Source organism: Glutamicibacter sp. 363 (assembly GCF_052379505.1).
Lineage (GTDB): Bacteria > Actinomycetota > Actinomycetes > Actinomycetales > Micrococcaceae > Glutamicibacter.
The window spans coordinates 99,994-123,261 of record NZ_JBQSYR010000007.1; the positions used below are offsets into that span (position 1 = coordinate 99,994).

24 protein-coding genes are annotated in these 23,268 nt (G+C 60.7%); 13 read left to right on the top strand and 11 right to left on the bottom strand.

Annotated features, from left to right (window positions below):
- Positions 1–15 precede the first annotated feature (15 nt).
- From ACT3UA_RS05955 to ACT3UA_RS05970, 4 genes are all read left to right on the top strand, one after another.
- A complete protein-coding gene (locus ACT3UA_RS05955; RefSeq protein ID WP_444615681.1) occupies positions 16–1,812 on the top strand; it encodes an NAD(P)-binding domain-containing protein in 1,797 nt (598 codons plus the stop codon).
- A 396-nt stretch (positions 1,813–2,208) separates the two neighbouring features.
- Positions 2,209–2,451 carry a hypothetical protein gene (locus ACT3UA_RS05960; protein WP_141393571.1) on the top strand — a complete coding sequence of 81 codons (243 nt, stop codon included), beginning with the start codon at positions 2,209–2,211 and terminating at the stop codon, positions 2,449–2,451.
- A 583-nt stretch (positions 2,452–3,034) separates the two neighbouring features.
- Positions 3,035–3,262: a heavy-metal-associated domain-containing protein gene (locus ACT3UA_RS05965; protein ID WP_096287646.1), complete on the top strand. Its 228-nt coding sequence runs from the start codon at positions 3,035–3,037 to the stop codon at positions 3,260–3,262.
- A gap of 70 nt (positions 3,263–3,332) precedes the next feature.
- Entirely contained in the window at positions 3,333–5,624 is a 2,292-nt protein-coding gene (locus ACT3UA_RS05970; protein ID WP_096287644.1) for a heavy metal translocating P-type ATPase, read from the top strand.
- Positions 5,625–5,750: 126 nt separating this feature from the next.
- Here ACT3UA_RS05970 and ACT3UA_RS05975 read toward each other — a convergent pair whose 3' ends face one another.
- The 3 genes from ACT3UA_RS05975 to ACT3UA_RS05985 are packed head-to-tail and all read right to left on the bottom strand — an operon-like array spanning position 5,751 to position 7,737.
- Positions 5,751–6,098, bottom strand: coding sequence for a DsrE family protein (locus ACT3UA_RS05975; protein WP_096287642.1), 348 nt, complete (start codon positions 6,096–6,098; stop codon positions 5,751–5,753).
- Positions 6,095–6,967, bottom strand: coding sequence for a cytochrome c biogenesis CcdA family protein (locus tag ACT3UA_RS05980; protein WP_176484232.1), 873 nt, complete (start codon positions 6,965–6,967; stop codon positions 6,095–6,097). The genes ACT3UA_RS05975 and ACT3UA_RS05980 overlap by 4 nt, the downstream gene beginning before the upstream one ends.
- The gene (locus tag ACT3UA_RS05985; RefSeq protein WP_096287638.1) at positions 6,967–7,737 is read right to left on the bottom strand and encodes a DsbA family protein; all 771 of its coding nucleotides are present in this window, start codon (positions 7,735–7,737) and stop codon (positions 6,967–6,969) included. Before ACT3UA_RS05985 ends, ACT3UA_RS05980 begins: the two co-directional genes overlap by 1 nt.
- A 125-nt stretch (positions 7,738–7,862) precedes the next feature.
- On the opposite strand from ACT3UA_RS05985, the gene ACT3UA_RS05990 reads away from it, so the two are divergent.
- Together ACT3UA_RS05990 and ACT3UA_RS05995 are read left to right on the top strand one after the other, a co-directional pair.
- Positions 7,863–8,459, top strand: coding sequence for a hypothetical protein (locus ACT3UA_RS05990; protein ID WP_096287635.1), 597 nt, complete (start codon positions 7,863–7,865; stop codon positions 8,457–8,459).
- Entirely contained in the window at positions 8,456–8,866 is a 411-nt protein-coding gene (locus ACT3UA_RS05995) for a BlaI/MecI/CopY family transcriptional regulator (RefSeq protein WP_176484231.1), read from the top strand. The genes ACT3UA_RS05990 and ACT3UA_RS05995 overlap by 4 nt, the downstream gene beginning before the upstream one ends.
- A gap of 73 nt (positions 8,867–8,939) precedes the next feature.
- Here the strand turns inward: ACT3UA_RS05995 and ACT3UA_RS06000 are convergent, their stop codons facing one another.
- Together ACT3UA_RS06000 and ACT3UA_RS06005 are read right to left on the bottom strand one after the other, a co-directional pair.
- Positions 8,940–9,197 (bottom strand): metal-sensitive transcriptional regulator, encoded by a 258-nt coding sequence (locus tag ACT3UA_RS06000; RefSeq protein WP_096287631.1) that lies wholly within the window; start codon positions 9,195–9,197, stop codon positions 8,940–8,942.
- Between the two features lie 786 nt (positions 9,198–9,983).
- Entirely contained in the window at positions 9,984–10,361 is a 378-nt protein-coding gene (locus ACT3UA_RS06005; RefSeq protein WP_096287629.1) for a RidA family protein, read from the bottom strand.
- Between the two features lie 270 nt (positions 10,362–10,631).
- Here ACT3UA_RS06005 and ACT3UA_RS06010 point away from each other — a divergent pair, with 270 nt between their 5' ends.
- Complete coding sequence (locus ACT3UA_RS06010; RefSeq protein WP_141393570.1) at positions 10,632–11,156, top strand: hypothetical protein; 525 nt, start codon at positions 10,632–10,634, stop codon at positions 11,154–11,156.
- Positions 11,157–11,438: 282 nt separating this feature from the next.
- Positions 11,439–12,239, top strand: coding sequence for an alpha/beta hydrolase (locus ACT3UA_RS06015; protein WP_444615682.1), 801 nt, complete (start codon positions 11,439–11,441; stop codon positions 12,237–12,239).
- Between the two features lie 820 nt (positions 12,240–13,059).
- On the opposite strand, the gene ACT3UA_RS06020 is transcribed toward ACT3UA_RS06015, so the two are convergent.
- The 4 genes from ACT3UA_RS06020 to ACT3UA_RS06035 form a co-directional block, all read right to left on the bottom strand.
- The gene (locus ACT3UA_RS06020; RefSeq protein WP_444615683.1) at positions 13,060–13,776 is read right to left on the bottom strand and encodes an alpha/beta fold hydrolase; all 717 of its coding nucleotides are present in this window, start codon (positions 13,774–13,776) and stop codon (positions 13,060–13,062) included.
- Positions 13,777–14,939: 1,163 nt separating this feature from the next.
- Positions 14,940–15,506: a TetR/AcrR family transcriptional regulator gene (locus ACT3UA_RS06025; RefSeq protein ID WP_176484230.1), complete on the bottom strand. Its 567-nt coding sequence runs from the start codon at positions 15,504–15,506 to the stop codon at positions 14,940–14,942.
- A gap of 27 nt (positions 15,507–15,533) precedes the next feature.
- Complete coding sequence (locus ACT3UA_RS06030; RefSeq protein ID WP_096287617.1) at positions 15,534–16,757, bottom strand: multidrug effflux MFS transporter; 1,224 nt, start codon at positions 16,755–16,757, stop codon at positions 15,534–15,536.
- A gap of 258 nt (positions 16,758–17,015) precedes the next feature.
- Complete coding sequence (locus ACT3UA_RS06035; RefSeq protein WP_176484229.1) at positions 17,016–17,174, bottom strand: hypothetical protein; 159 nt, start codon at positions 17,172–17,174, stop codon at positions 17,016–17,018.
- Between ACT3UA_RS06035 and ACT3UA_RS06040 the strand changes: the two genes are divergently transcribed.
- Together ACT3UA_RS06040 and ACT3UA_RS06045 are read left to right on the top strand one after the other, a co-directional pair.
- Positions 17,173–17,553 (top strand): VOC family protein, encoded by a 381-nt coding sequence (locus ACT3UA_RS06040; RefSeq protein ID WP_096287615.1) that lies wholly within the window; start codon positions 17,173–17,175, stop codon positions 17,551–17,553. The two genes, ACT3UA_RS06035 and ACT3UA_RS06040, sit on opposite strands and share 2 nt — an antisense overlap.
- A 235-nt stretch (positions 17,554–17,788) precedes the next feature.
- Positions 17,789–18,064 (top strand): hypothetical protein, encoded by a 276-nt coding sequence (locus tag ACT3UA_RS06045; protein ID WP_141393569.1) that lies wholly within the window; start codon positions 17,789–17,791, stop codon positions 18,062–18,064.
- Positions 18,065–18,190: 126 nt separating this feature from the next.
- Here the strand turns inward: ACT3UA_RS06045 and ACT3UA_RS06050 are convergent, their stop codons facing one another.
- Both ACT3UA_RS06050 and ACT3UA_RS06055 read right to left on the bottom strand, forming a co-directional pair.
- On the bottom strand, positions 18,191–18,487 hold the full coding sequence (locus tag ACT3UA_RS06050) for a DUF4190 domain-containing protein (RefSeq protein WP_176484228.1): 297 nt from the start codon (positions 18,485–18,487) through the stop codon (positions 18,191–18,193).
- Between the two features lie 545 nt (positions 18,488–19,032).
- On the bottom strand, positions 19,033–19,872 hold the full coding sequence (locus ACT3UA_RS06055; protein ID WP_096287609.1) for a MerR family transcriptional regulator: 840 nt from the start codon (positions 19,870–19,872) through the stop codon (positions 19,033–19,035).
- 458 nt (positions 19,873–20,330) lie between these two features.
- Here ACT3UA_RS06055 and ACT3UA_RS06060 point away from each other — a divergent pair, with 458 nt between their 5' ends.
- From ACT3UA_RS06060 to ACT3UA_RS06070, 3 genes are all read left to right on the top strand, one after another.
- The gene (locus tag ACT3UA_RS06060; RefSeq protein WP_096287607.1) at positions 20,331–21,407 is read left to right on the top strand and encodes a sensor histidine kinase; all 1,077 of its coding nucleotides are present in this window, start codon (positions 20,331–20,333) and stop codon (positions 21,405–21,407) included.
- 17 nt (positions 21,408–21,424) lie between these two features.
- Entirely contained in the window at positions 21,425–22,087 is a 663-nt protein-coding gene (locus ACT3UA_RS06065) for a response regulator (protein WP_096287799.1), read from the top strand.
- 113 nt (positions 22,088–22,200) lie between these two features.
- A complete protein-coding gene (locus tag ACT3UA_RS06070) occupies positions 22,201–23,067 on the top strand; it encodes a CPBP family intramembrane glutamic endopeptidase (protein ID WP_096287605.1) in 867 nt (288 codons plus the stop codon).
- Positions 23,068–23,268: the final 201 nt, after the last annotated feature.

The following is a 23,268-nucleotide window of genomic DNA, read 5'->3' on the forward strand; positions in this document are numbered from 1 at the left end:
CGATGAATTGAAGTGATGACGATGGTGAACAACGATCCACTGGCACAGGCTCAAGAATGGTGCCGAGCGCTGCAGCAGGCCTTGGAAGCAGGCGATGTGCAAGGGGCCGCGGAGCTCTTCGGCGAGGAATGCTATTGGCGGGACCTCACCGCATTGACCTGGAACCTGCACACCAGCGAGGGGCGCGAAGACATCGCGAAGATGCTGCTCGGCGTCGAGCGCGGGGCATGGCCGCGAAACCTGAAGGTGACCAGCGCACAGGACGCCGACGGAGTCGTCGAGGCCTGGTACACCTTCGAGAACGATGCCATCAACGGGCTCGGGCTCTTCCGGCTGCGCGACGGCCGGTGCTGGACCCTGCTGAGCACGGCCCAGGAACTGCGCGAATATCCCGAGCCCGCCGGGTCCAGGCGGGAACTCGGGGCCGAGCACGGCTCGGCGATGAGCAAGGCGAACTGGCTGGACCGCCGCGAAGCCCAGCGTCAAGCACTCGGAATCACCGAGCAGCCGTACACACTGATTATCGGCGGCGGCCAGGGCGGCATCGGATTGGCCGCACGGCTCAAACGCATGGGCGTCCCGGCCCTGGTCATCGACAAGCATCCAAGGCCGGGGGACCAGTGGCGCTCGCGCTACCACTCGCTGGCCCTGCATGACCCGGTCTGGTACGACCATATGCCATACATTGAATTTCCCGACCACTGGCCGGTGTTCACCCCCAAGGACAAGATGGGCGACTGGCTGGAAAGCTATACCAAGCTCATGGAACTGGACTACTGGTCCCTGACCGAAGCAACCGGTGCACGGCAAGACCCGGACGGCGACGGCTGGATCGTTGAAGTCGAACGCGACGGGGTGCCGCTCACCCTGCGTCCCACCCAATTGGTCCTGGCTACGGGAATGTCCGGAATCCCCAACGTTCCCCGCTACCCGGGTGCCGAGAGCTTCGCCGGGGAGCAGAATCATTCCTCGAAGCACCCAGGCGGTGAACGCTACGCAGGGAAGAATGTCGTGGTGATCGGCGCGAATAATTCGGCCCACGATATTTGCGCGGATTTGGTCCAGAACGGTGCCAAGCCCACCATGGTGCAGCGCTCCAGCACCCACATCGTGCGTTCGGAATCCTTGATGAATACCGTGCTGGGGCCGCTGTATTCCGAACAGGCGTTGGCCGCAGGCATCGATCACCACAAGGCGGACCTGATCTTCGCCTCCATCCCGTACAAGGTCCTGCCCGATTTCCAGCGGCCGGCGTTCGACAAGGTCCGCGAACAGGACGCAGAGTTCTACAAGTCCCTGGAGGACGTGGGGTTCGACCTCGACTTCGGCGATGACGACTCGGGGCTGTTTCTCAAGTATCTGCGCCGCGGCTCGGGCTACTACATCAACATCGGCGCCAGCGAGCTGGTGGCCGACGGGTCGATCGCCCTGGCCCAGGGCGAGGTCTCGCACTTGACCGAGCACGGTGTGGTCCTGGCCGATGGAACCGAGCTGCCCGCCGATGCGGTGGTCTACGCAACCGGCTATGGATCGATGAACGGCTGGGCCGCCCACCTGATCTCCCAAGAGGTCGCCGATGCGGTGGGTAAATGCTGGGGCTTGGGCTCCGACACGACCAAGGATCCAGGTCCCTGGCAAGGCGAACTGCGCAATATGTGGAAGCCGACCAAGGTCAAGAACCTCTGGTTCCACGGCGGGAACTTGCACCAGTCCAGGCACTACTCGAAATATCTGGGCCTGCAGCTCAAGGCCCGCTTCGAGGGGCTGCCCACACCCGTCTACGCGCTCGCCGAAACCTATCATCAAGCCTGATCATCTAGTTGGTCGAGGTTGACTTGTGAGCTGGGCCCGGAGGATCTTGGAACGCCGAAGATCCACCGGGCCCAGCTGCGCCTGTACCGAATCGTTGATCTCGTGCCCGGTATATAGAAGTTCTGGAAGGGCTGGCCGTTTTCAAGCCTTCCGCAGTGGATGAGCTTTATGCCACTGGATCCCCGTGCTCAACCCACCCCGGAGTGAATTTCCGGAGATGGTGATTCGGAATTTTCGCGGAGCTGAACCTGCCACGCTCTATCGCCCGCCGATAAGTGGACCCGGGCCAAGCATCCGCCAAATTCGGTCCGGCTCCACCGAGTGGCGTGAAAAGAGAATTGACCCGAAGATGCGATACACGCCAGTTTTCACGACCTGGGCATTATGAGTTGGGAAATGATCCAACGGCCAATCCGGATACTGCTCCGTGCCCGCCCGGCTCATCTGCTTGAGCGAAGCCTGGCACCCCTGGCGCCGGATCCTGAGTGCGTCTTCGCTGCATTCCATCCGTATCGGCAAGAGCGGTATTGTGCCCGCAAGGGCCTGGATTCAGGAATTCTCCTCGATGCTGGGCGCCCGGTGCCCTCGGGCGGAGTCCTCTGCACCGCGATGGCCTCGGGTGCATATCTGGCCAAGTAAGTGGCCGGTGGAGAATTTACCGGTTCCGCTGCGCCTTGGCTGCGCACCGTTGGCTACCTGGCCCTGGCGGTGAGGCCGGCATTGTCTATAAGTTCAGGGCCGCGCTTCCCGCGGGTGTCGCGAAGCCCTGCCTGCCTTGAATTCAATGGCTATTTTTCGGAAATCGGCGGTGTCCCTGGGTCGGTGGTTCGCGCTCCGATTTCTCAAACTGCGATCCTGGGGCTGGGCAATTGTGCAGGAAGCATCAACCCGGACATTGGACAATCAATGAATTCATGACGCAGTTCGTTGGATCCAGTGTCTTTGAATTTAATTGAAAATATACCCTATGGGGGTACTTGACTCGATACCCTCTAGGGGTATATCGTCAAGGTATGGAAAACGCAATGGCCGTTGTTGAGGCTCATGCAAAATCATGGAGATGCCTGCAAGGCCAGCCGTTTGCCCAGATGACTTTTCGAGAACCGAAAGATCCCGCACTATCCCGCGAGAAGAGGGCCTCATGAGCAATGAATCAAGCTGCTGCGGATGCAGCTCGAGCGATGAAGAAGCAAATAGCAATACAACAAATACGGAGGACGTCATGAGCAACAACATCACCTTGAAGATTGAAGGCATGACCTGCGGGCACTGCGTATCGTCGGTGACCGAGGAACTCCAAGAGATCCCTGGCGTCAGCAATGTCGAGGTTGACCTCGTCGTCGGTGGAGCCTCAACGGCTACCATCGCCACCAACAAACCAGTCGAGAACTCGATTCTCGAAGCGGCCGTCGCCGAAGCGGGCTACAAGCTCGTTTCCGCGGAAGCCTAAATACCCACCCCGAGACGGGGCACGAATAGCTATATGAGCCCGTCTCCGGGAGTGAGAAAGAAGTGGAATCATGAGTAACGACACCGCATTCCCCACCAATCAACGCATCGTCGAGTTGGATATTCAGGGAATGACCTGTGCTTCCTGCGTGGGCCGAGTCGAACGCAAGCTGGGGAAGCTGGAAGGCGTGGAAGCGCTGGTGAATCTTCCGCTGGAGTCCGCTCGCGTGACGGTTCCGGAAGGCGTAACGGACGAAGAGCTGATCTCGACCGTCGAATCCGCCGGCTACAAGGCCAACCTCAAGGTGGATCAGTACGCAGAGCAGCCAGTCCGCTCGCAGACCGAAACCGCGCAAACCTCCACTGCAGCAGCATCGCTTGAGCCGCCGCGCAGGAACAAGCCCGCCGCGCAGGCAGGCCAGGACCTGAAGACGCGCCTCATTGTCGGCGCGATCTTCACCGTGCCGCTGTTCATTATTTCCATGATCCCCGGTGCTCAATTCCCGCATTGGGGTTGGGTTGCGCTGGCGCTTGCCACCCCGGTGACGTTCTGGTCAGCCTGGCCGTTCCACCGTGCCGCTGCCATCAACGCGCGCCATCTGTCCTCCACCATGGACACCCTGGTCTCTATCGGTGTACTTGCCGCTTACTTCTACTCGCTGTGGCAGCTGATTGCGGATCCGAATATCACGGCCCACGTCGGCATGGCCATGAGCGAGCATGCGCTGTACTTCGAGACCGCGGGTGTCGTGGCGACCTTCCTGCTGCTCGGCCGCTGGTTGGAAGCCCGCGCCAAGGTCCGGGCCGGCGACGCGCTTAAGACCTTGCTGGATCTAGGCGCCAAGGAAGCCACGGTGATCCGCGAGGGAGTCGAAACCAAGGTTTCAGCGGCCGAGTTGATTCCCGGTGATGAGTTCATTGCGCGCCCCGGCGAGAAAATTGCCACCGACGGCTTTGTCGTCTCGGGACACTCGGCCGTGGATACCGCGTTGGTTACCGGAGAATCGGTGCCCGTGGAAGTCGGCCCGGATGACACCGTTACCGGTGCGACAATCAATACCTCGGGCGTACTGGTTGTTCGCGCTACCCGCGTTGGCAAGGACACCACGCTGGCTCAGATGGGACGCCTGGTATCCCAGGCGCAGACGGGCAAGGCGCCGATCGCTCGACTTGCAGACCGCATCTCCGCGGTCTTCGTGCCGATTGTGCTGGTCATTGCGCTGTCCACCTTTGTTCTCTGGCTATTGCTCACCGGTGATATGGGCTCGGCCGTCGCTGCCGCGGTAGCGGTGCTGGTCATTGCTTGCCCTTGTGCCTTAGGCCTGGCGACTCCTATTGGTTTGCTGGTGGGTACCGGACGCGGGGCTCAGCTGGGCATCTTGATCCGTGGACCGCAAGTCCTGGAAGACACCCGCAAGGTTGACACCGTGCTGCTGGACAAGACCGGCACCGTGACCGAGGGCAACCTTGCGGTCACCTCTACAACCCCGGCGTCGGGATTTGACGAAGACGCGCTGCTGGCACTGGCCGGCGCCGCCGAGTCGGGGTCCGAGCACCCGATTGCCCAAGCAATTGTCGAAGCGGCGCGTGCCAAGGCTTCCTTGGCCGTAGCTACCGGGTTCGTCTCCGCCGCCGGTGGCGGGGTGCGAGCAACGGTGGGTGCGCACACCGTGGTGGCAGGCCGGGAAAGCTGGCTGAAGGAAAATGGGATTGAGCTCACCGATCGGCAACGCGCGGATCTGGCCGCCGCGCAGAGCAGCGGCGCGACCTCGATCATGGTCGGCGTGGATGGAGCCTTCGCCGGATTCGTCAACCTGACCGACACCATCAAGGAGTCCTCGGCCGCAGCCATTGCAAGGCTCAAGGACCTTGGGTTGCGCCCGGTATTGCTCACCGGGGATAACAAGGCGGTAGCGCAGCAAGTTGCCGCCAAGGTCGGTATTGCGCCGGAAGACGTGTTCGCGGATGTCTTCCCCGAAGGCAAAGCCCAGGCCGTGCGCCAGCTGCAGGAGCAGGGCAGGGTCGTGGCAATGGTCGGTGACGGCGTCAATGACGCTCCGGCGCTGGCTCAGGCGGACCTTGGCATCGCGATGGGTTCCGGTACGGATGTGGCCATCGAAGCGGCCGATGTCACCATCATGGGCAATGACGTCGAGCAGGTTGCGCAAGCTATCGAGCTTTCCCGCAAGACACTGGGAACTATCAAGATGAACCTGTTCTGGGCGTTTGTCTACAACACCGCCGGTATTCCGGTGGCAGCCCTGGGGTTCCTGAATCCCATGATTGCAGGTGCCGCCATGGCCGCCAGCTCGGTGCTGGTCGTCGCGAACTCGCTGCGGCTGCGTGGGTTCGGGCGAACGTAACGAGCAAGCTAGGCTTCTGCCCTAATCCAGTGACATGAATGCCGGTGTTCCTCCACTAACGGAGGAACATCGGCATTCTATGTCCGATGTGGAAAGCAATGGATTCCCAAAATCGGTGTTGCCGCACTAAACACGGATATACGCGGCACCGTCGATTTGAGCGGTGGCCAGGCGCGCCACCGCGGCGCTGACAACTCGCACGCCGGCTGCCAGGCCTTCGCCGTCAACCGCGGCCGAGCGCAGGCTGTTGGCACAGGCACTCACGATGAACCCGGCATCCACTAGCGAAACCACCTCTTGGGCCAGCTCGCTCCCGGCAGCCAGGAGCGCTACCTGCGGGCCTTGGACCACAAGCTCGATGGTCCAATCGGGGAGCTCGGCCCGGGCATTGCGGGCGATGCGCGCAGCCATTTCCAGATTGGGCTGCGGGGCGTCGCCGGTTCCGGCAAGATGGAGCAGAAGATGATGGTTCATGGTGTTCCCTTCGTGGAAGTGGAATGCGCCGCCCGAGCGCTAGCCGATGCCGATAGGCGGCGGCGAGCTTCTGCAAGCCACCAGGCGAAGAAACCGGCCGCGGCCAGAGCGATCCAGATCCATGTTGGTATGGCCGCGTCGATGTTCGCGGCAGTTGAAGAAATTGCCTCGAGGATGTCGTGCGGCAGCAGCTCGCCGGCGGTGGCCAAGCCGCCGGTCAGAAGCATCGCCACACCGACGAGCAAGGTGACTGTTCCGGCGATCAGGGTATTGCTGTGCAAGTGCAACCGGCCCAGCCGAAGCTGGCGGCCGCGCATCCATCTCCAGCGCATTCCGCCGTACTTCTTGATGGCCCACGCCAGAGCGATGATGGGCAGTACCGTGCCAGCGCCGTACACGGAAAGCAGCAGGCCGCCGGCCAGCGGGCTGCCCGAGGTGAGGATCAAGGTCAGGATTGCGCCAAGGACCGGTCCGGTGCAAAAACCTGCGACACCGGCAACGGTACCCAAGAGCGCTGCACCCCATAGCGAGCCCGGAGCACGCGGCTGGCGTACTCGTGGCGGAAAGAATCGGGCGGCGTCAAAGCCGCCGCCGAAAATCTGCAGCAGTCCGAAGGCCACTATCACCCATGCTGCGATGACAATGAGCAGTCCGCGGTCAATGGCAAGGGCTCCGCCGAGCCACCCCATGCCTAGGCCAAGTGGTACCAGCGTGGCTAGCGTGCCGGCAAGAAAGGCCAAGCCGATGGCACCAAGCCGCCGGGTGGAAGTCGCCGCATGGGCAAAGAACGCCGGCAGAAGCATTGCATTGCAAGGGCTGAACAGGCCGAGCAGCCCACCGACAAAGGCAAATAGGATTCCGGCCTCCACTACGGTTGCTCGGCTTCGGCCTTGGCGAGTTCTGCCTCGATTGCCGCCTCGAAGTTGGCCAGTGGCTGGGCGCCGACGAAGGGTGTCCGGTTGATGAGGAATGACGGTGTGCTCAGTACCCCTAGGGACTGGGCTTCTGCAATATTGCGCTGCACCGCGTCCTTGACCTGGCTGCTGCCCATATCGGTGATGAGTTTATCGCCCTCCATCCCCAGATCCTCGGCGATCGCAATCAGGGACTCATCGGTGAAGTCTTTTGCCGCGGAGATGTTCCCGCCTTGGGACATGCGATGGTGGAAATCGATATAGCCGCCTTGCAGTGCGGCTGCCTGGCCCGCCTGGGCGGCCGTCAGCGAGGCCTCGCCGAAGATGTCCAGATCTCGCCACTCGATCCGCAGCTGCCCGTTGTCTACGTATTTCTCGGCAAGTTTCGGCAGGGTGCTATCGGTCCATTTGGCGCAGAACGGGCATTGGAAATCTGAGTAGGCCACCATGACAACGGGGGCATCGACCGACCCCACAGCAGTTGGATCCTTTGGATCCAGGCGAGAGACGTCGGGAAAGGCCGGCGGTGGCGCGGGCGTAGCGGACGTTTCTTGGGTGCTCTCGGCTATCGCCGAAGGTGCCTGCGTCGATTCTGGATCTTTGCCCGATATCTGGGACCAAATCAGCAAGGCGGCGACGATGGCGATCAGAATGGGGAGGAGCCAAAACCACGGAAGACGTTTCCCCTTGGCTGTCCTCGAAGCGGTCTCATTCGTGCTCGTCATCTGTATTTCCTTCCCTGCCTACGGCCGTCAATCCTGACTACTACGTTGATTAGTAACAGTACGATGAGGCATAGTAATAATCAAACGCCGGCGGAGCGACCGCCTGCACTCGGTAAGGAGCTAGGTTGCCAGCGAACGAATGGGTGAAGGGAATTATCAGTCGGATTCCCTTGTCGGGACAGGCCTTGCGCCTATGGGGGACTCGGCAGTGGCTGACGGCAATCGCTGCCACCGTGGCGATTGGAGTGCTTTTGGGGCTCGCAACAGTCTTGATTCCCAACGACATCTTCACCCGCGAGATCCCCGCGACCCCGTGGAATTACCCAGTGTGGATCGCCACCTCGGTACTCTCGGGACTTCTCTTGGCAAGCTACGTCAAGAATTCAACTGAAATGAATTCAAGTGGTTCCGCGCAGAGACAGAATCCGGCAACCCGGTCCGCCGAACAACGGCAGGGAAGAGAAGGGAAAGCCACTTCTCGGCTGGGGCTCACCGGCGGGGTTCTGGCTTGGTTCGCCGTGGGCTGCCCGGTCTGCAATAAAATCGCCCTCTTGGCATTAGGGTACTCCGGAGCAATTACGTACTTTGCTCCGTTGCAGCCATGGCTGGCAGGCATTGCAGTGGCATCAACGCTGGTCGCCTTGGTTTTCCGGCTTTCCGGCCAAGTCCAGTGTGCTGTACCTGCGCGTCCACGCGCACCAATTGGAGGTCTTGCTCGATGACCAGCGACTCTGTGCAGCCGACCTTGCCCTTCAGCGTGGAGCACGCCCCGCAGCTCGGACCCCTGGAGCGCCGGGTGATGAACATTTTATGGCGCAGCGGCCAACCGCACACCGCGCGAACCGTACTCGAAATAATGGATGCGGAAGAGGAAGCCACACCTGCTTACACTACGGTCGCCACGGTGCTTGGGCACCTCTTCGACAAGGGAATGCTCGCGCGCACGCTGACCGGGAGAGTCTGGACCTACGAGGCCACGCTGACCGGTTGCCAGTTTTCTGCGGCGCATATGGTCCGTTCGTTAACGGAGACCAATAATAAGGAGAACTGCCTCGCGCGGTTCGTGGGCTTGCTTGATGGGGCGGACCGCGCACTCCTGGCGGCGCTGCTGGATGATGCCCGGGACTAGACGACCGGACTTGTGACTTCATGCAAGATGGGGAATCGCTTCGTAGTCTCCAGGGCAGCCGCCGGCTTCTGGCCTAGGCCAGTGAGAGGAATAATTTCTCCATGTCGGCTCGGTCTAATTCCGGATCTTCGGATTGCAGGCACTGCTCCAGTCCGGTGGCGATGATGGAGAATCCTGCGCGGTCAATCGCCTTGGAAGCGGCAGAAAGCTGCGTGACCACTGCGCGGCAATCGCTTCCCTCTTCCAGCATGCGAATCACAGCATTGAGCTGGCCCTGTGCCCGCTTGAGCCTGTTGATTGCGGGTTTCATGGTTTCGGCTTCAAGGTGCATGGTGGGATCCTTCGGGGTCGTAGTTCAGTTCAGTCTATACCCCTAGGGGTTTCCCTGCCTTGTTCGAACCCGCGGTTTTCAATACCCCCTAGGGTATGTGCAATACTGGAGATGCTCGCGGGGATACCGTCGAAAGTGCCACTAAGTTTAGGAAGTGTAAGCATGTGCCGTGCCGTCAATTGTCGTCAATGCCATAAAACAACATGGGCCGGCTGCGGCCAGCATGTCCAGCAGGTCATGGCTCATGTTCCGCAAAAAGAGCGCTGCAGTTGCGACCCTAATGCGCCCAAGAAAACTCGCACGGGCGGTGGTTTTTTCTCACGTCTTTTTGGGCGTTAGATCAGGGGGAGCGGGGTTCGGAACTGCAACGCATGGTTCCGGCCGCCGCTTCTGGCTTTCCGGGCGCGTTTGACCTCCGCGCATAGCGGCTTGATATTTGCATCTGTGGAATTGTCGCAAAATTCGATGCAAAAGTTCCCGGGGTGGTTATCGCGAGCAGCGTGCGCAGGCTGGATTCGCCCTCGGCTTCCAGGGCGGGGGCGAGAGCCCCCCTGTCCCGCGTGCGCCCCGGTTGGAGCGTCCTAGCGACATGGTGACAGAGCATACCGGCAATTCCATTGCCAGATGCAACTCGGTGAATGCCGTGTCGGCAAGACCACTGAATCAAGTCCTTGGGCCTAAGGGGTGTTCGTCCGGCAAGCGAGCTGTCCGGATCAGCCTTCGACGCTGTTCCCGTAGGGGCTTCTTTCAGGCAAGACCCGCAACGAGAACCCTCACCCGTGCATGCTAAATGACGACGACAGCGTCGATCTGTACCTTCGCACCCAACGGCAGCGCTACCACCTGAAGGGTGGTGCGGACCGGAAACGGCTCACGCAAGTGTTTGGCATAGATGGTGTTGATCGCATCAAAGTCTTTGTAATCGGTCAGGTAGATCGTGGCACGCAGGACATTCGAAAGGCTCAATCCGAGTTCACCCAATAAAGCATTCAGGTTGTTCATCATCGCCTCGCACTGTTCCGAGACGTCGTTTGAGACAAGCGAGCCGTCATCGGTCCGTTGTCCAATGATTCCTGCGGTGTAGCCAATTTCCCCGTGTCGCACGAAGTGCGAGAAAGGTGCTGTGGACTGGTGGAGAAGCGGGCTGAAATGGTGTTTAGGCATGGAGAATTTTCTCGACTTTCATTGGGAAGAAGCGACCGGCAGCTTAGTTGCAACGTTACGCTCAAATCGCGTGACGTCGCATGCTTGCCGCAATGACCGTCGGCCGCTCACCTCAAGCCAGGTCTTCCACGCGGGGCACCTTGACCCGGGAGCCCCAAGCTCAGCTGTTCGCTGAGGACGGTGGAAGGCCTCCGTGCGGGTATCCAGCGAGGTTCAGCGACACGGAGTGATCGCCCAGAAGCTGAAAACGTCTCGGCGATAATGGTCTGCATGATCGAACTTGAGCGGCGGAGCGTGCGATTCCCGAGCAAATACCAGTCGGCTGGACTTGGCATCGTTGGGTTGGTGGTGTGCGCTGGCGTCATGACGGGGTGTTCCGTGTTCCGGGATTACACCGACGACACCTGTGACGGGGGCAAACCGGTCGGCTCCATTGAACAAGCAGGCAAGGACCTGGTTGCCGCGGCCTATGCCGCCGATCGAGACGGGGTATGCCGAGTCACTCATCCTTTCCCGGGAGGGGTTTTGGACGATGCAATGGTCGCCAAGACGCGGGAGATCCTAGCGGAGCGGGGTATTACCCCGCAGAACGCGAAGGTGGTGGTTGGTGAACATTCTGGAAGCCACGTGATGGTCCAACTAACAGACGGCACCCAGAACGAAGCTCATACCCTCTCGGTGGATGGCCTCCGGGTGGGTGATGACGGATTTACGGTTGGCCTGCCGACCGAACTGTATCCGGAGGTTCCCGACAACTCGGTAGCACCCTCTACTGCGACGGTCACCGCTCCTTAAGCCGGGCTGCGCCGCAGGGGGAATTTCTGCGGGACACCCGGAGCTGGCCGCCCTCATCGCTGCCATGAAATGAGTATCCTTTCCGAGCGGTCTGTTTCTTCGGCGTGCAAGACTTGAGAACCAGCCGACTTTGGAAAGGCAGACTCAATGCAGTCGTATGGACCAGCCGGGGTCGATATGGAGCAATATGCACGCTTCCTGCCGCAGGCAAGAAAAGATTCACTCATTCCTCCCGTTTCGGAATGGTGGACTTGGAGAAAGCATCTTGTCCACCTCCTCCGGTTGCGCGATGCCAACGCCCCGGTTCGGGTGATTGTCGTCCACGGAGCCGGTGCCCATGGCGGGGCGCTTTGGCCCGTCGTATCCATGCTGGCAGGCCGCCGGATTGACCTGGCCGCAGTGGATTTGCCACTTTACGGACGCACCGTGACGGCTTCCCGCGGAACGGTGAGGTACGAAGATTGGATCGCCCTACTAGTCGATCTCGTCGCAGCTGAAGACGACGGTCGCCCCGTCATTCTTCTCGGAGCAAGCATCGGTGGCATGCTCACGGTGGAAGCAGCTGCCCGTTCACATTTGGTGGCCGCCGTGGTCGCTACCTGCCTTCTCGACCCGACAGAGTCGAAAGCCCGTTCTGCGATGACGCGGTTTGGCTCACTTGCCTTGGCATTTGTGCCCGTGCTTAGGCTGGTCCGGGGTCCGCTTGCCCAGATCCCACTCAGGATTTCTTGGATCGCCAATCTCAGAAACATGGGTCGTGACCCCGGACTGGGACGGCTTTGCGCGAACGATGCCCGTGGAGGTGGCGCATGGGTCCCTCATGGATTCCTCGCCAGCTATATGCAGCATCCGCACTCCGATGCGCGCATAAAACGCGTACCCGTACATCTGATGCACCCTGAGCTCGATGAGTGGACTCCGGTAGCGCTGAGCGGGAGCAGCCTGCAAACCTTGCCCGGCCCAACCACCACCCGGTTGCTTCGCAGCTGCGGCCATTTCCCCTTGGAAGAGCCCGGGTTGCAGGACCTCCTGAACGGCATCGAAGAGGTGGCTGCTGGGGTCGGCTCTGGCACGGCGACCTGATCGCGTTGTAACAGAGGGCAATTCGACAGATCTGGAAACTACGGAAGTCACGTCCACAGAAATCTCGATTTCCGTCCATGCCCTAAAGCTGAAGTTGCATGGGGACCAGACTGTCTCATGGCGGGGACCTTTAGCGTCGGTTTCCTACTTGCGGGTCATCCGTGCGGAGAACGGTAGCCGAAGGATCTTCGTCCACAGCGACCGACGGTGCGCGGCACTTGGAGAAGCACCGAGTTCATTTTCGGCACGATCCAGGCTTTCTTCGATTAGTGCATCGTGCAAGGGCCGGAAGAAGAGTGGCCAGGTAAGCCTGGCTATTCCGGTAGGTGATATGCAAAGTTCGTGCCGGAGCAGCGTTGATTTGCCGGTAAGGCTGGTGGCAGTGAAAGAGTGCTGCCCATTGAAACCCGACGGACCGGTGAACTGAAATTCGATCCGTCTGCCGATCTCGTATGCAGTCACGAAATAGCGCACTGGCCCGTGTCCTCCCTCTGCGCCTACCCCAAGCGGTCCATTCAAGCGCAATGCTGGCCAGTCGCTTCGTGGCCACAACCGGTCGTTCTCACCGGCAAGCGAATCGATGAGCGACCCCACTTCGCTAGATGGAGCTGCGACGTCACGCTGATGAGTGTTGTAGACCATCTGGCCAGAGTATCCTTGATTCGCGCAGGGCAGCGCCCGATTCAATTGCGTCAGAGACTGACCCAAAGAGGAATCTCGACTGTACTGTCCGCCAACGGTTTATTGCGCGGCAGGCCAAAGACACTCTTGGGGCATCCGGCGGATCTCACTGCGTAGGAGGTGAGATCTTGGGCCAGGTTTACTTTCCCGGTGTCGGAGCGATTGTTTGGGCGAAGGCGTTCAGCGCCGCAGCAACAGCGTCTGGATTGCTCAAGGTGGCGTAGTGGCCCCCTGGAATTTCAACCGGCTCGATTCCAAGTCGCTGGTGTACTTGGCGTTTCATGAATGAAGCGGGAAAGAACTGGTCGTCGCGGCACAATATTGCACTGGTGGGGACGGCCGGATGCCGCTGCCCAGGCCAGGGCCGAGCCATCCATTCACCTTGCTGGTCGCGACCCCTGGCGAGTGCCTGGCGCATCAAATCTTCCGGGACGTCGTTGAAAAACGAAGCCTGGATGTCCGGATCTATCGCTTCGTGATCGTGACCGGTGTTGGTCCACCAGTCAGCGAATGCCTCGCCCGGTAGTGGGATCATTCCTGCGAGATAAACGAGCCCGTCCGATTGGAGCTCGTCGCAGACCAGAGGCGCAGTGAAGCCGCCCAGCGAGTGGCCGACCACGATCGTGTGTTGGGCGTCGCCCACCACTGCGGCTACTGCCTGAACGTAGTCCTGAAGCAGAGCGTTCTCGTCTTCGATGGGTAAATCGACGGCGATGACCTCATGCCCCGACATCTCAAGCAGTGGTCTGACAAGATGCCAATCCCAGGCACTGGAACCGCCACCGTGAATCAGTACGAAAGCCGCCAAAATGCCACCCCAGGTCGAAGCTGTACGCGAAAATCCCGTCGTAGCCAACGGTACACCCAGCCCGCAGCGTCACGGGAGACGCTTATTTCCCGGAAACGCCGATCGCTGAGAACCCGAAGATCACCATAGGGAACGGTCGCAGCTGCTGTGGTTCGAGAACCGGCCCACAAAGTTGTTGATGATGAACGCTTGGAACCCGCACGGCTACAGCCAGCGCTGGGACTGCTTCGAAGGCTAAGCAGCGCCGTTCAAACACCATGGCGGATGAAAAATGTGTCGCCGACATCCCACTGAACATCGCGAGCTAGCTGTTTGCCGGTCGGGGCCATGCTTTTTCGCCGAACCCCTGTAACCAGCCGCGGTCCCATTGCAAGTATTGCTGAAACTCATCGTTCCAAACGGCAAGGTTGGAGCTCAGCTTTTCTAATAACCCTAGTACTCCGGCGCATGAGGCACTTCTTCCCATATTGGTCACACTTCACAGGCGTCGCAGAAGGTCCACTCAATTTTTGAATCGATGTTTTATCGGATTTTAGCCGAGTTTTCCAAAGGGGCCGGCAGCTTCTAGGGGGATCCGCTGGGGTTTCCCTGACATGATCAACAACGCTACGCCTAGGAGCAGGACTGCTATGGCAAGGCCAAATAGGGCTGTGTCGTTTGAGGTGGCAGGACAGCCCGCGGAGCTGTCATCAATCTCAGGGCAGCGTCTCCATGGCTGCAAGAACATCACGAAACTACTTGCTGTTCCTGCGAGAGTTAGCAGGAGCCCCAACATCACGTAAACAGTATTCCTGGAAGCTTTCACGCTTCATTCAAACACAGCAGCGCTATCTTTCCAGACGCCACATACGGGGGAGTATCCACCGGACGGAATTCGGGCACAGATCGGAAAACAGATGGCATATCCGGTTCGTCGTTCGTTGACAGGGTGGCCAATGGTTGGCCTTGGAAGCCCCTTCTTGTTATTTGTTGTCCCGAAGTCCTGGATTTCGTCGGTTGCGGAAAAGCTAGACAGGCAATCGAAACGATCGGCGCCCGCAGAGATATCTCAGTAGTGGCTCGGACCCCTTCGAATATTCGTCCCGGAGGCAAGCTGGCTCAGTTCAGCACGAAGCCGTCATTCGAACGCATTATTCGAATGACGGCTTCACCGCGGTGCTCGTGCCGAACTGCTTCAGCTGCTTGGCCGGAAGCATTGCGGAACTCTTTGATCACTTCTCGTAGTAATGCTGAAGCATCCGCAACACGGCTCGGTATCTAGCCCTGTAATTCTCAGCAGAATTATAGATCAGCTCGACCTGGAGGCTGTCGACCACCGCCAGATATGATTCCGTCAGATCGCGCGTTTTCTCGTCTTCCTTAGCCGCAGCTGACACGAACAAGGCTCGCAGCTCGTTTTCGAAGCTACGATATTTGCCAATGATCTGTGCTTCAAGTGCATGCGGCGGGGCATACACGGACCGCAGCAGGAATCGGAAGTTCACCGACGCTGCATACCTCGAGGACAGTGCCTCCAAGTACTCGATTCCCGGCATTTTCCCGTCCGCTTCGCTAGCGAATGCAGCTTTCGCTGCGGCCTCCTGGTCGGCAAATGCCAAATCCAGAGTCTGCTCGTATAAGGAATCCTTATTGGAGAAGTGCGCATACAGTGAGGCCTTGCGCATGCCTGCGCCTTCGGCGATGACGGTGAGTGATGAGCCATCATAGCCATGCTGCGCGAAATGCTGGGCAGCCACTAAGCAGACGCGTTGGGCTGACGGGGACAGGGGTTTTGCCAATGAAACCTCCACAAGTTCAGGCTTCTGCTAGTGACTTCCGAGATCGGTGATCGCCGGGGCGCGCTTAATGCTCACTCCTACGATGATAAAGGCTACCAAGGAGATGCCCAGAAGGAATCCCAGCCATGCCCCCGTGGATATCCCCACGGCAAGCCCCGCCAAGGGCGTAGCCGCCGAGGAAATGATCAGCTGGAAAGCTCCCAGGAGCGCAGCGGTTGAACCAAGCGCGGTATTCTGCGAAGCCATTGCCAAGGCCATCAACGTCGCTTCGGCTATTCCGACTCCGAGGAGTGCAACAAACATGCCGATGACAATGCCTGCGAGACCCAACCCAATACCTGAGAGAATTAGGCCGATCAGCGCGCCGAGTGCGATCAAGATAGTGCCAAAGACGCCGAGTTTGCCGGCGCCGAATTTACCTACCGTGCGCCCGGCAATAATTGCACCGAACATCACGGCGAGCCCGGTTCCACCGAAAACAAGGCCAAAGGTATCTGAACTGAGTCCAAACTCCCCCTGGTAGATGAAGGGCGCCCCGCCGATGTAGGCGAAGAGGAAAAAGAACACTGCCGAGAGGCCTAAGGCCGGTAGCAGGAATTGCCCATCCCGTGCGATGCGTCCGTAGGTGCGCATCACTTGGCCCAACCGCAACGACGTTCTGGATTCCGCTGGAAGCGTCTCGCGCAAGCTCACCGTTGAGTTCGCAAACGCGATTGCTGCGAGCCCGGCCAAGACCAGAAGCACTGCACGCCACCCGAAGTGCTGGTCGACGAAGCCACCGACCGTGGGAGCCAATACCGGAGCCAAGCCTTCGATCGTCATGAGCAAGGCAAAGAGCTGCGCGGCTCGGACACCTTGCGCTGCATCTCGAACCATGCTCAGGGCCACGACTAGGGTCAGGGCTGCTGCCAGACCCTGCAACGTGCGCGCGATCAAGAGTATGCCCATTGATGGACTCATGGCAGCCCATACGGAGGACAGCAGGAAAACGACCAGGGCGGCCAACAGCGGTCGCCGGCGCCCGAAAGCGTCAGTAATCGGCCCGAATACCAGCTGGCCTGCACCCATGGCCAGCAAGTAAACGGTCAAAGTGAGCTGGCCTGAAGCCGCCGTGGCATTTAGATGCTCCACCACATCGGGCAGGGACGACAGATACATATCCGTGCCCGCCGGACCTAGCACCGTCACGAGCGCCAATGAGATAGCAAACCATGCCCCCACCTTGAGGGGACGGGAAATTGTAGTAGTCATGCAAACGCCTTCTAAATCAAGAAACTTGCCTACCTATCGGTAGGTAGGTTAAAAAATATCTGGAAAATTTCCAGATGGCTACCTCGAAACCGAAAATGTGAGGAGTGACGCACGACATGAATTGCTTGGATCGAAGAGGAGAGTGGCGTAGTGGAAGTGCGGCGCTCGCCGGATGAGTGGGAGCTTTTCCATATACGGCATCACATCTTGCTGGGTGTACTGTGAATCGCAGAGATCAACGGCGGGATTCTCGCAAAGCTATTTGGCGGCGGCGCGCTCAGAGTTGTCCGGTTGGCGATCGGCGCCTGAAGCGATGGGATCCTGACGGTTTGCCGGCCCGTGCGAGTTCCAGCCACGCGGGCTTGCCACGAATTCGAAAGCCGCACGGTCGGCGAGCAGGAAGCGGGTGGAGTGCATGGCTAGTCGAATCGCGGACATCGTGATCAAGGCACGGAATCCGGAACGCTTGGCTCGTTTTTGGTGCGCCGCGCTCGGCTACCGGATCACGGGGGCGGACGAGACGGGAGTCGCGGTCTCCGGAGCTGCAAATGCCCCGACGATGCTGTTCCTGCGTACGGACGACGACGTGCGCGGAACCGAAACGTTGCACTTCGATCTGTGTCCGACAGATAGCGGCCAGGCGGAAGAGCTGGAACGGCTCCTGTCGTTGGGGGCGACGCCGACTGATGTTGTCCCGTCGGGCAGTTGGCAAGTTCTCGCTGACCCGGAGGGCAACAAATTCTGCCTCATGGCCAAACGCATCGCACCGGAGCCAGCGGACTTCCATGATTCATGATGCCGCAACGGGCCGGCGGCGGTGGCTAGGCCGCCTGCGCGAACCGGCAACCACGGTGATTGACCACCCGGCATGGTTTGTGAAGTAAGAGACTGCCTGACTGCGCAAGCGGCTCCCGAGATGCGAGCACATTAGAGTCAACGTCCAGCGGTTCTTCGGCCATGCTCGGCGCCAGAAAACAAGTGCAGGGTATACGGAACCCTCACCAGATGCGATTCTACGGTTCAAATAATTCATGCCGACCAGGCAACTGGCTGTTCTAGAACTCCACCGCACAGCCTTGTATCTTGGTGCCATGCGCGGCATGGGAACTGTCCACGCCGAACCGCGCGCCTCGGTGAGTTCGCCCTGCTATCGGGTCAATTTTTGGTCGCAACCGCACCCCGGGAATGCGTGGAACCTGGATGCCTATGCGCTCGTTGAGGTGCAGGGTGTATCCCAGGCGCTCCGGTGGGTGGACGAACAGGCGGACTATCCGGGGCTTTCGGCATTCCGCGAAAGACCCGGATAGTCCGCCTGATGGGAAACAACCTCAATGCCGATGAAGCCGTTGAGATGGGAAGCATCAATAAATAGGAAACGAACCCTCGGGCTGGCTTTACCGCCGGCCAAGAAACCTTGCTCGTCAAATACGGCGTCAGGCCATGTAGGACTGGATCAACAGTGGGATGGCAGTCAGAATTGAATAGAACGAGAGGGCGGCAACGGCGTATCCGATCACGAGCGCAACGATTGCGAGCCAGCGGCCGCGACCGCCCTGCCGGGTGATCTGGTTTAGCGAAACGTGGCCCGCGCCCACCGCAAAGATCGCCAGACCCGAGTTGCCAAGGAACCACATGCTCAAAAGGGTTAAGGCCGCAAGGGCTAGGGCCGCGACGGACAGCTTGTTCAGTGATTCCGAGCCCGTGTGTGGCGACACTCTTTGCGTTGCCATGGTTCCTCCATCGTTTGCTGTTAGTGCTGAGCCTAGACGTTGATGCCCTCGAAGGCCAGAAAGGCAGCTGGTGCTTGTCTGCCCGTCGGTGAGGGCCGCCGAAGACGCAGGAAGCAGCGGCCAGTGAAGATTGCCAGCAACTCTCGAATTGAATCCTTGTCCATGCTCGGGTTGGTATGCTCCGGCACCATGGAGTGCTTGTGGTCCGTCGTGGAAGACAGTGTTCTGTTTCCTGAACGGCAACGTGATTTCCTTTTTGCAATCCGTTTGAAGGGGTGCTGGCTTAGACCGCTCCAAAAGGGGTGCTCCACGTTGATTTGTCCCGTAGGCCGGTCGCTGGCCGGGACCCGAACCCATGGCGCGGCGAAGCCCTGTTTCCAACAAGTGCTCGGTCCGCTAGGGGCACCCGCAACGGGCACGTTCTCGGGCCGGGCCATCGACATGCTGCTCCCAAGCGCGATATCTGAACCAAGGTGCCGCAAGGAACCTCGACTGGCGCAACGGATATCTGAGCAGACTTCCTTGTTCAGGACGAGGGGCCTTGTTCAAGAATCGGGTGACTGGCTGGCGGCGAGTTCTTCGGCCAATTCCATGCAGCGCAGGCGGGCCGGGGAGAAATCATAGGGCATCTTTCCAATAGCTTCGATTGCGCTCATGGTCTCTGGCCCCGTGCCAGGGTCTTGGTCGACTCCGCTCTCATCTTCATCTTCGTTCTCGGGGTGCAACGCGTCCCAGGAGTCGACGATCGCTTCGTCGCTCAGCGCCAGGCTGGAACCCTCGATGACTGCGTGCAGCTGCAATTCGAATGCGTGCCGTTTGGCAGCCACCAGTGCCACACGCGGGTCCTCGGCAGCGATCGTGTCATCGAGTGCCTCCTCGGCGATATCAACACGGTCGGATTCTTCTTGCAGACCCGGGTGGGTCGCTATGGCAATGAAACGGGTGGCTTGGAGGGCCGCGCCGAGCGGGCCGAAGATCCGCTCTGTGACCAGCAGGCTGTCCAGATCCGCCTGGCGCAGGGAGCCCTTGGGCAGGGGCTTGAGGCGGCAGGTGACGAAGTCGGAAAGTAATCCCATTCTGCCATCTGGGGTGCGCATGCGTTGCGCGATAGCGGCGTTTTGCACGCTGTCGGCACCAACAGGAGCCGTGCCGGCAAAGGCGTCACGGATCTTCTCCGAGGCGAACCCGGCGCCGGTCATCTTGTGGATCCACAGCAGCCGGATCATGTCTTCGTAGCCGTATCGGGGGCGGTCATCGCTGCCCCGTTCGGGCTCGGGGAGCAGGCCAATCTCGTGATAGCGACGGATGGCCTGCGGTGTGGTGCCGACGAATGCTGCCGCGTCGCCGATATTGACCTGACGCGGCGGGATAAAGGACGAATGCAAAACGGGACCTTCCTTAGTGGATCGAATCGTGACGCCAAATGCCTCACCGCTGAAAACTCAACCGCCGGACTGACTCCAAGGGGCAACCACGATCATTGTTTTCGCTGCAAGATCGTGCTCACCTTGTAGGCTACAGCCATTCGCCACGGGGTCGCGGCTGTCAACACGCGAGGCGGTTACAGCGGAGACTGCCTCAAGGTCAACGTATCCACTCGGTTTGGCGGCATTTACTTCCGCACCGCAGTACTCGGATCATTGACCTACATCATCCGGATCTGCCGCCGGCGTCAGCGAAGCAACCTTCCTGTGCCCGCTCGCAGGCCCTTGGGGGAACGCCGGCAGATGGAACCGTCATCGCGGCGCTGCCCGCCGCGGCATCACCTGCGCCCTGGGCATCCGGGTACGATTTTGGGATGAAGACTGTCCGATTTCCGGTGGCGCAACTCAAGTAGGAAGTCGTGTCCGCTGTCGTTCTCATCGGCTTGTCGTTCGTGCCGGGTGTGGCGCAGCAGGGGCTCGAGCTGGCCGCGTCGCCCGATCACCCGCTCAATCCGCTCGGCGTTTGTCTGATCGTGATCCAGGGAGGCTCGGTCGCGATACTGCGCCGCTGGCCGCAGTGGTCTTTGGCGCTGGCCTTTGCGGCGTTCGCGGCGTACCAATTGCTCGGGTTCCCCACCACCTTCGCCGCCCTCGGCCTGCTCGTTGCCCTGGTGGGCGCGGGGGCATTGGTCCAGCGGCACCGGATGCTGACTTCGCTGCTCGTCCTAGGCGGCTATGCCGCGCTCGTCGCGGCGCTGATTCCGCTCGACGCGTCCCTGACAGTCTCCGACGCGCTGGCCTTCGGAGCGCTTCTGGCGGCGCTGTGGTTCTTCGGCTCGTGGCTCCGATCGCAGGCCGCGATGCGTCGCAGCCGCACCGAGGCGGCCGAACGGGAGACGATCACGGCCGAACGGGCGCGGATCGCCCACGAGCTGCACGACGTGGTCGCCCATCATGTGACCGCGATGGTGGTGCAGGCCGAGGCCGGTCAGTTTCGTCCGAATCTCGATCGGGGGACGCTGGATCTGCTGGCCTCCATCGCCGACGGGGGCAGAACCACGCTGGAGGACTTGCGCAGCCTGCTCGGGGCGCTGGACGGGAAGGCTGAGAGCACCCGTGCGCCCGCCGAGCAGCAGGTTAGCGACGTCGTCGCACGGGCCCGCTCGGCCGGTCAGCTAGTCGAATTCGTGGAACGCGGCGAGCGGCGCCCATTGACGGGAGCCACCGGACTGGTGATAGTCCGGGTGGTCCAAGAGAGTCTCACGAACGCGATGAAGCACTCGCGCGACGGTGCCGCAACGGTGGAAGTCGCCTACGGCCAACATGAGATCATGGTCGAAGTGGCCAGTTCCGGCCGCCGCCGCAAGAGAATGGCATCAGTATCGGGAGGCCGGGGGATCATCGGTATGCGTGAACGGGTGGAACTGGCAGGCGGGGAGCTGCAGGCCGAACCGGTGGACCAGCGGTTCGTGGTGCGCGTGCGGATTCCGCGGTGAGCGCGGCCGCGGCGAACATGCCGATCCGCGTCGTGATCTGCGATGACCAAGAGCTTGTGCGCGCCGGATTCGCGACGATCATCAATGCCCAGCCCGATCTTGCGGTTATCGGCGAGGCGGCAGACGGGGAAGAAGCCGTACGGGTCACCCGCCGCGAATGCCCCGATGTCGTAGTGATGGACATCCGCATGCCGCTGCTGGACGGGATCGAAGCGACCAGGAGAATAGCCGGGCCGCAGGTTTCGGATGCCGCACGCGTCCTGGTGGTGACCACATTCTCCTTGGACTCTCTGGTGTACGACGCGCTGCGTGCCGGAGCGAGCGGCTTCCTGCTCAAAGATGCCAGGCCTGCCGAGCTGGCGGCGGCCATCCGGACCATCGCTGCCGGCGACTCGCTGATCGCACCGGCGGTGACCAGATCCTTGATCGGACGCTACGCTGACCGGCTGCGGCCCTCCGCGCAGGATGCTGCGATCTTCGAAGCGCTCACCGCACGGGAACGCGAAGTGCTGATCCTCATCGCCGAGGGGCTGTCAAACGCTGAGATCGCGGCCCAACTGGTGATCAGCCATGAGACGGTGAAGACCTATGTGTCGCGCATCCTGACCAAGCTTGAGGTGCGTGACCGGGTGCAGGCCGTAGTGCTCGCGCACAGAACGGGACTCGCCGCCTGGTCCTGAGGGTCCCCCGAGCGAGGGATCCCAAGTGTCCGCTCGCGGGGGATTTGCCGTGTTCTCGAACGCCGTAACGTCATGCTCACACCCCGAAATCGAGTATGGGATAAGGAGCAAAAATGACTAAGTCCACGCAGGACCTCAAGCCAGCATCCAAGCGCGGGGTCAAGGACCCCGGAACGCGTTCCTGGATCAAAACGGCCATTATGGTCACCGGATTAGCCGTGGCGATGCTGGCGACTAACGCCATCGTCGCCTGGCCGCGCAACCCTGTGGCCGCGCTGGCCATCGGCCCCATCCTGGCTGCTGCCATGATCTGCCTGTACATCTGGACCGGTCGAAGGGTCGAACGCCGCAAGGTAGAAGAATTCCCATCGGACCACGGCGTCCGCCACCTGCTGGCCGGCACAGGGCTCGGAGTGCTGATGTCCGGCGCGACGGTGGGCATCCTCGCCCTCTGCGGCGCGTACACGATCACCGGCTGGGGGTCCATATCCGGCATGCTGGCCGTCGCCGGAATGATGTGCGCGATCGCCGTTTCGGAAGAAGTCTTCTTCCGCGGAGTCGTGTTCCGCCTGCTGCGCGGCCGCTGGGGCACAGCCGTGGCACTTGGCGCCTCGGCGATCCTCTTCGGGCTCGTTCACCTGGTGAATCCGGATGCTTCGCTGCCGGGCGCCTTCGCCATCATGATCGAAGCCGGAATCATGCTGGGCGCCGCATACCTTGCCACCGGATCGCTTTGGCTGGCGATCGGAGTGCACTTCGGCTGGAACTTTGCGACAACGGGCCTTTTCGGATCGATCACCTCGGGTTCCGAGGCCCGCGATTCGCTGGTCACCGCGGTGACCAGCGGACCGGACTGGCTTTCCGGGGGAAGCTTCGGGCCGGAAGCCAGCATCGTCGCCATCTTGGTGTGCTCGGTGGCTACCGTGGTGTTCCTGGCCGTTGCGCGTCGTCGGGACCGGCTTTCGCCTCCACGTCGCTGATCGCCCGGGGCCGAATCATTATGCCGGGCCGGGGCTCGGTATTTGACCGAGTGCAGTGATTCGTGGGGCAGAAAAAGTCCCTCATCCAGAAGCCCTGGACCGTGCCGGGACACAGACAACCGATCCAGCGAACTGTCTGGCCGGTCTCCCGCGGCCAAGGGCATCGACTGCCGTCCGGTATCCGGCTGGGCCGCCCCGACA

What these genes read in the sequence shown, in the direction of transcription:
- ACT3UA_RS06005 (WP_096287629.1), bottom strand. Translation starts at nt 10,361, where the DNA reads ATGCCTAAACACCATTTCAGCCCGCTTCTCCACCAGTCCACAGCACCT.
- ACT3UA_RS05960 (WP_141393571.1), top strand. Translation starts at nt 2,209, where the DNA reads ATGATCCAACGGCCAATCCGGATACTGCTCCGTGCCCGCCCGGCTCAT.
- ACT3UA_RS06030 (WP_096287617.1), bottom strand. Translation starts at nt 16,757, where the DNA reads ATGACTACTACAATTTCCCGTCCCCTCAAGGTGGGGGCATGGTTTGCT.
- ACT3UA_RS05965 (WP_096287646.1), top strand. Translation starts at nt 3,035, where the DNA reads ATGAGCAACAACATCACCTTGAAGATTGAAGGCATGACCTGCGGGCAC.
- ACT3UA_RS05975 (WP_096287642.1), bottom strand. Translation starts at nt 6,098, where the DNA reads ATGAACCATCATCTTCTGCTCCATCTTGCCGGAACCGGCGACGCCCCG.
- ACT3UA_RS06065 (WP_096287799.1), top strand. Translation starts at nt 21,425, where the DNA reads ATGCCGATCCGCGTCGTGATCTGCGATGACCAAGAGCTTGTGCGCGCC.
- ACT3UA_RS06045 (WP_141393569.1), top strand. Translation starts at nt 17,789, where the DNA reads ATGCCGACCAGGCAACTGGCTGTTCTAGAACTCCACCGCACAGCCTTG.
- ACT3UA_RS05970 (WP_096287644.1), top strand. Translation starts at nt 3,333, where the DNA reads ATGAGTAACGACACCGCATTCCCCACCAATCAACGCATCGTCGAGTTG.
- ACT3UA_RS05955 (WP_444615681.1), top strand. Translation starts at nt 16, where the DNA reads ATGACGATGGTGAACAACGATCCACTGGCACAGGCTCAAGAATGGTGC.
- ACT3UA_RS06040 (WP_096287615.1), top strand. Translation starts at nt 17,173, where the DNA reads ATGGCTAGTCGAATCGCGGACATCGTGATCAAGGCACGGAATCCGGAA.
- ACT3UA_RS06050 (WP_176484228.1), bottom strand. Translation starts at nt 18,487, where the DNA reads ATGGCAACGCAAAGAGTGTCGCCACACACGGGCTCGGAATCACTGAAC.
- ACT3UA_RS05995 (WP_176484231.1), top strand. Translation starts at nt 8,456, where the DNA reads ATGACCAGCGACTCTGTGCAGCCGACCTTGCCCTTCAGCGTGGAGCAC.
- ACT3UA_RS06035 (WP_176484229.1), bottom strand. Translation starts at nt 17,174, where the DNA reads ATGCACTCCACCCGCTTCCTGCTCGCCGACCGTGCGGCTTTCGAATTC.
- ACT3UA_RS05985 (WP_096287638.1), bottom strand. Translation starts at nt 7,737, where the DNA reads ATGACGAGCACGAATGAGACCGCTTCGAGGACAGCCAAGGGGAAACGT.
- ACT3UA_RS06000 (WP_096287631.1), bottom strand. Translation starts at nt 9,197, where the DNA reads ATGCACCTTGAAGCCGAAACCATGAAACCCGCAATCAACAGGCTCAAG.
- ACT3UA_RS06010 (WP_141393570.1), top strand. Translation starts at nt 10,632, where the DNA reads ATGATCGAACTTGAGCGGCGGAGCGTGCGATTCCCGAGCAAATACCAG.
- ACT3UA_RS06070 (WP_096287605.1), top strand. Translation starts at nt 22,201, where the DNA reads ATGACTAAGTCCACGCAGGACCTCAAGCCAGCATCCAAGCGCGGGGTC.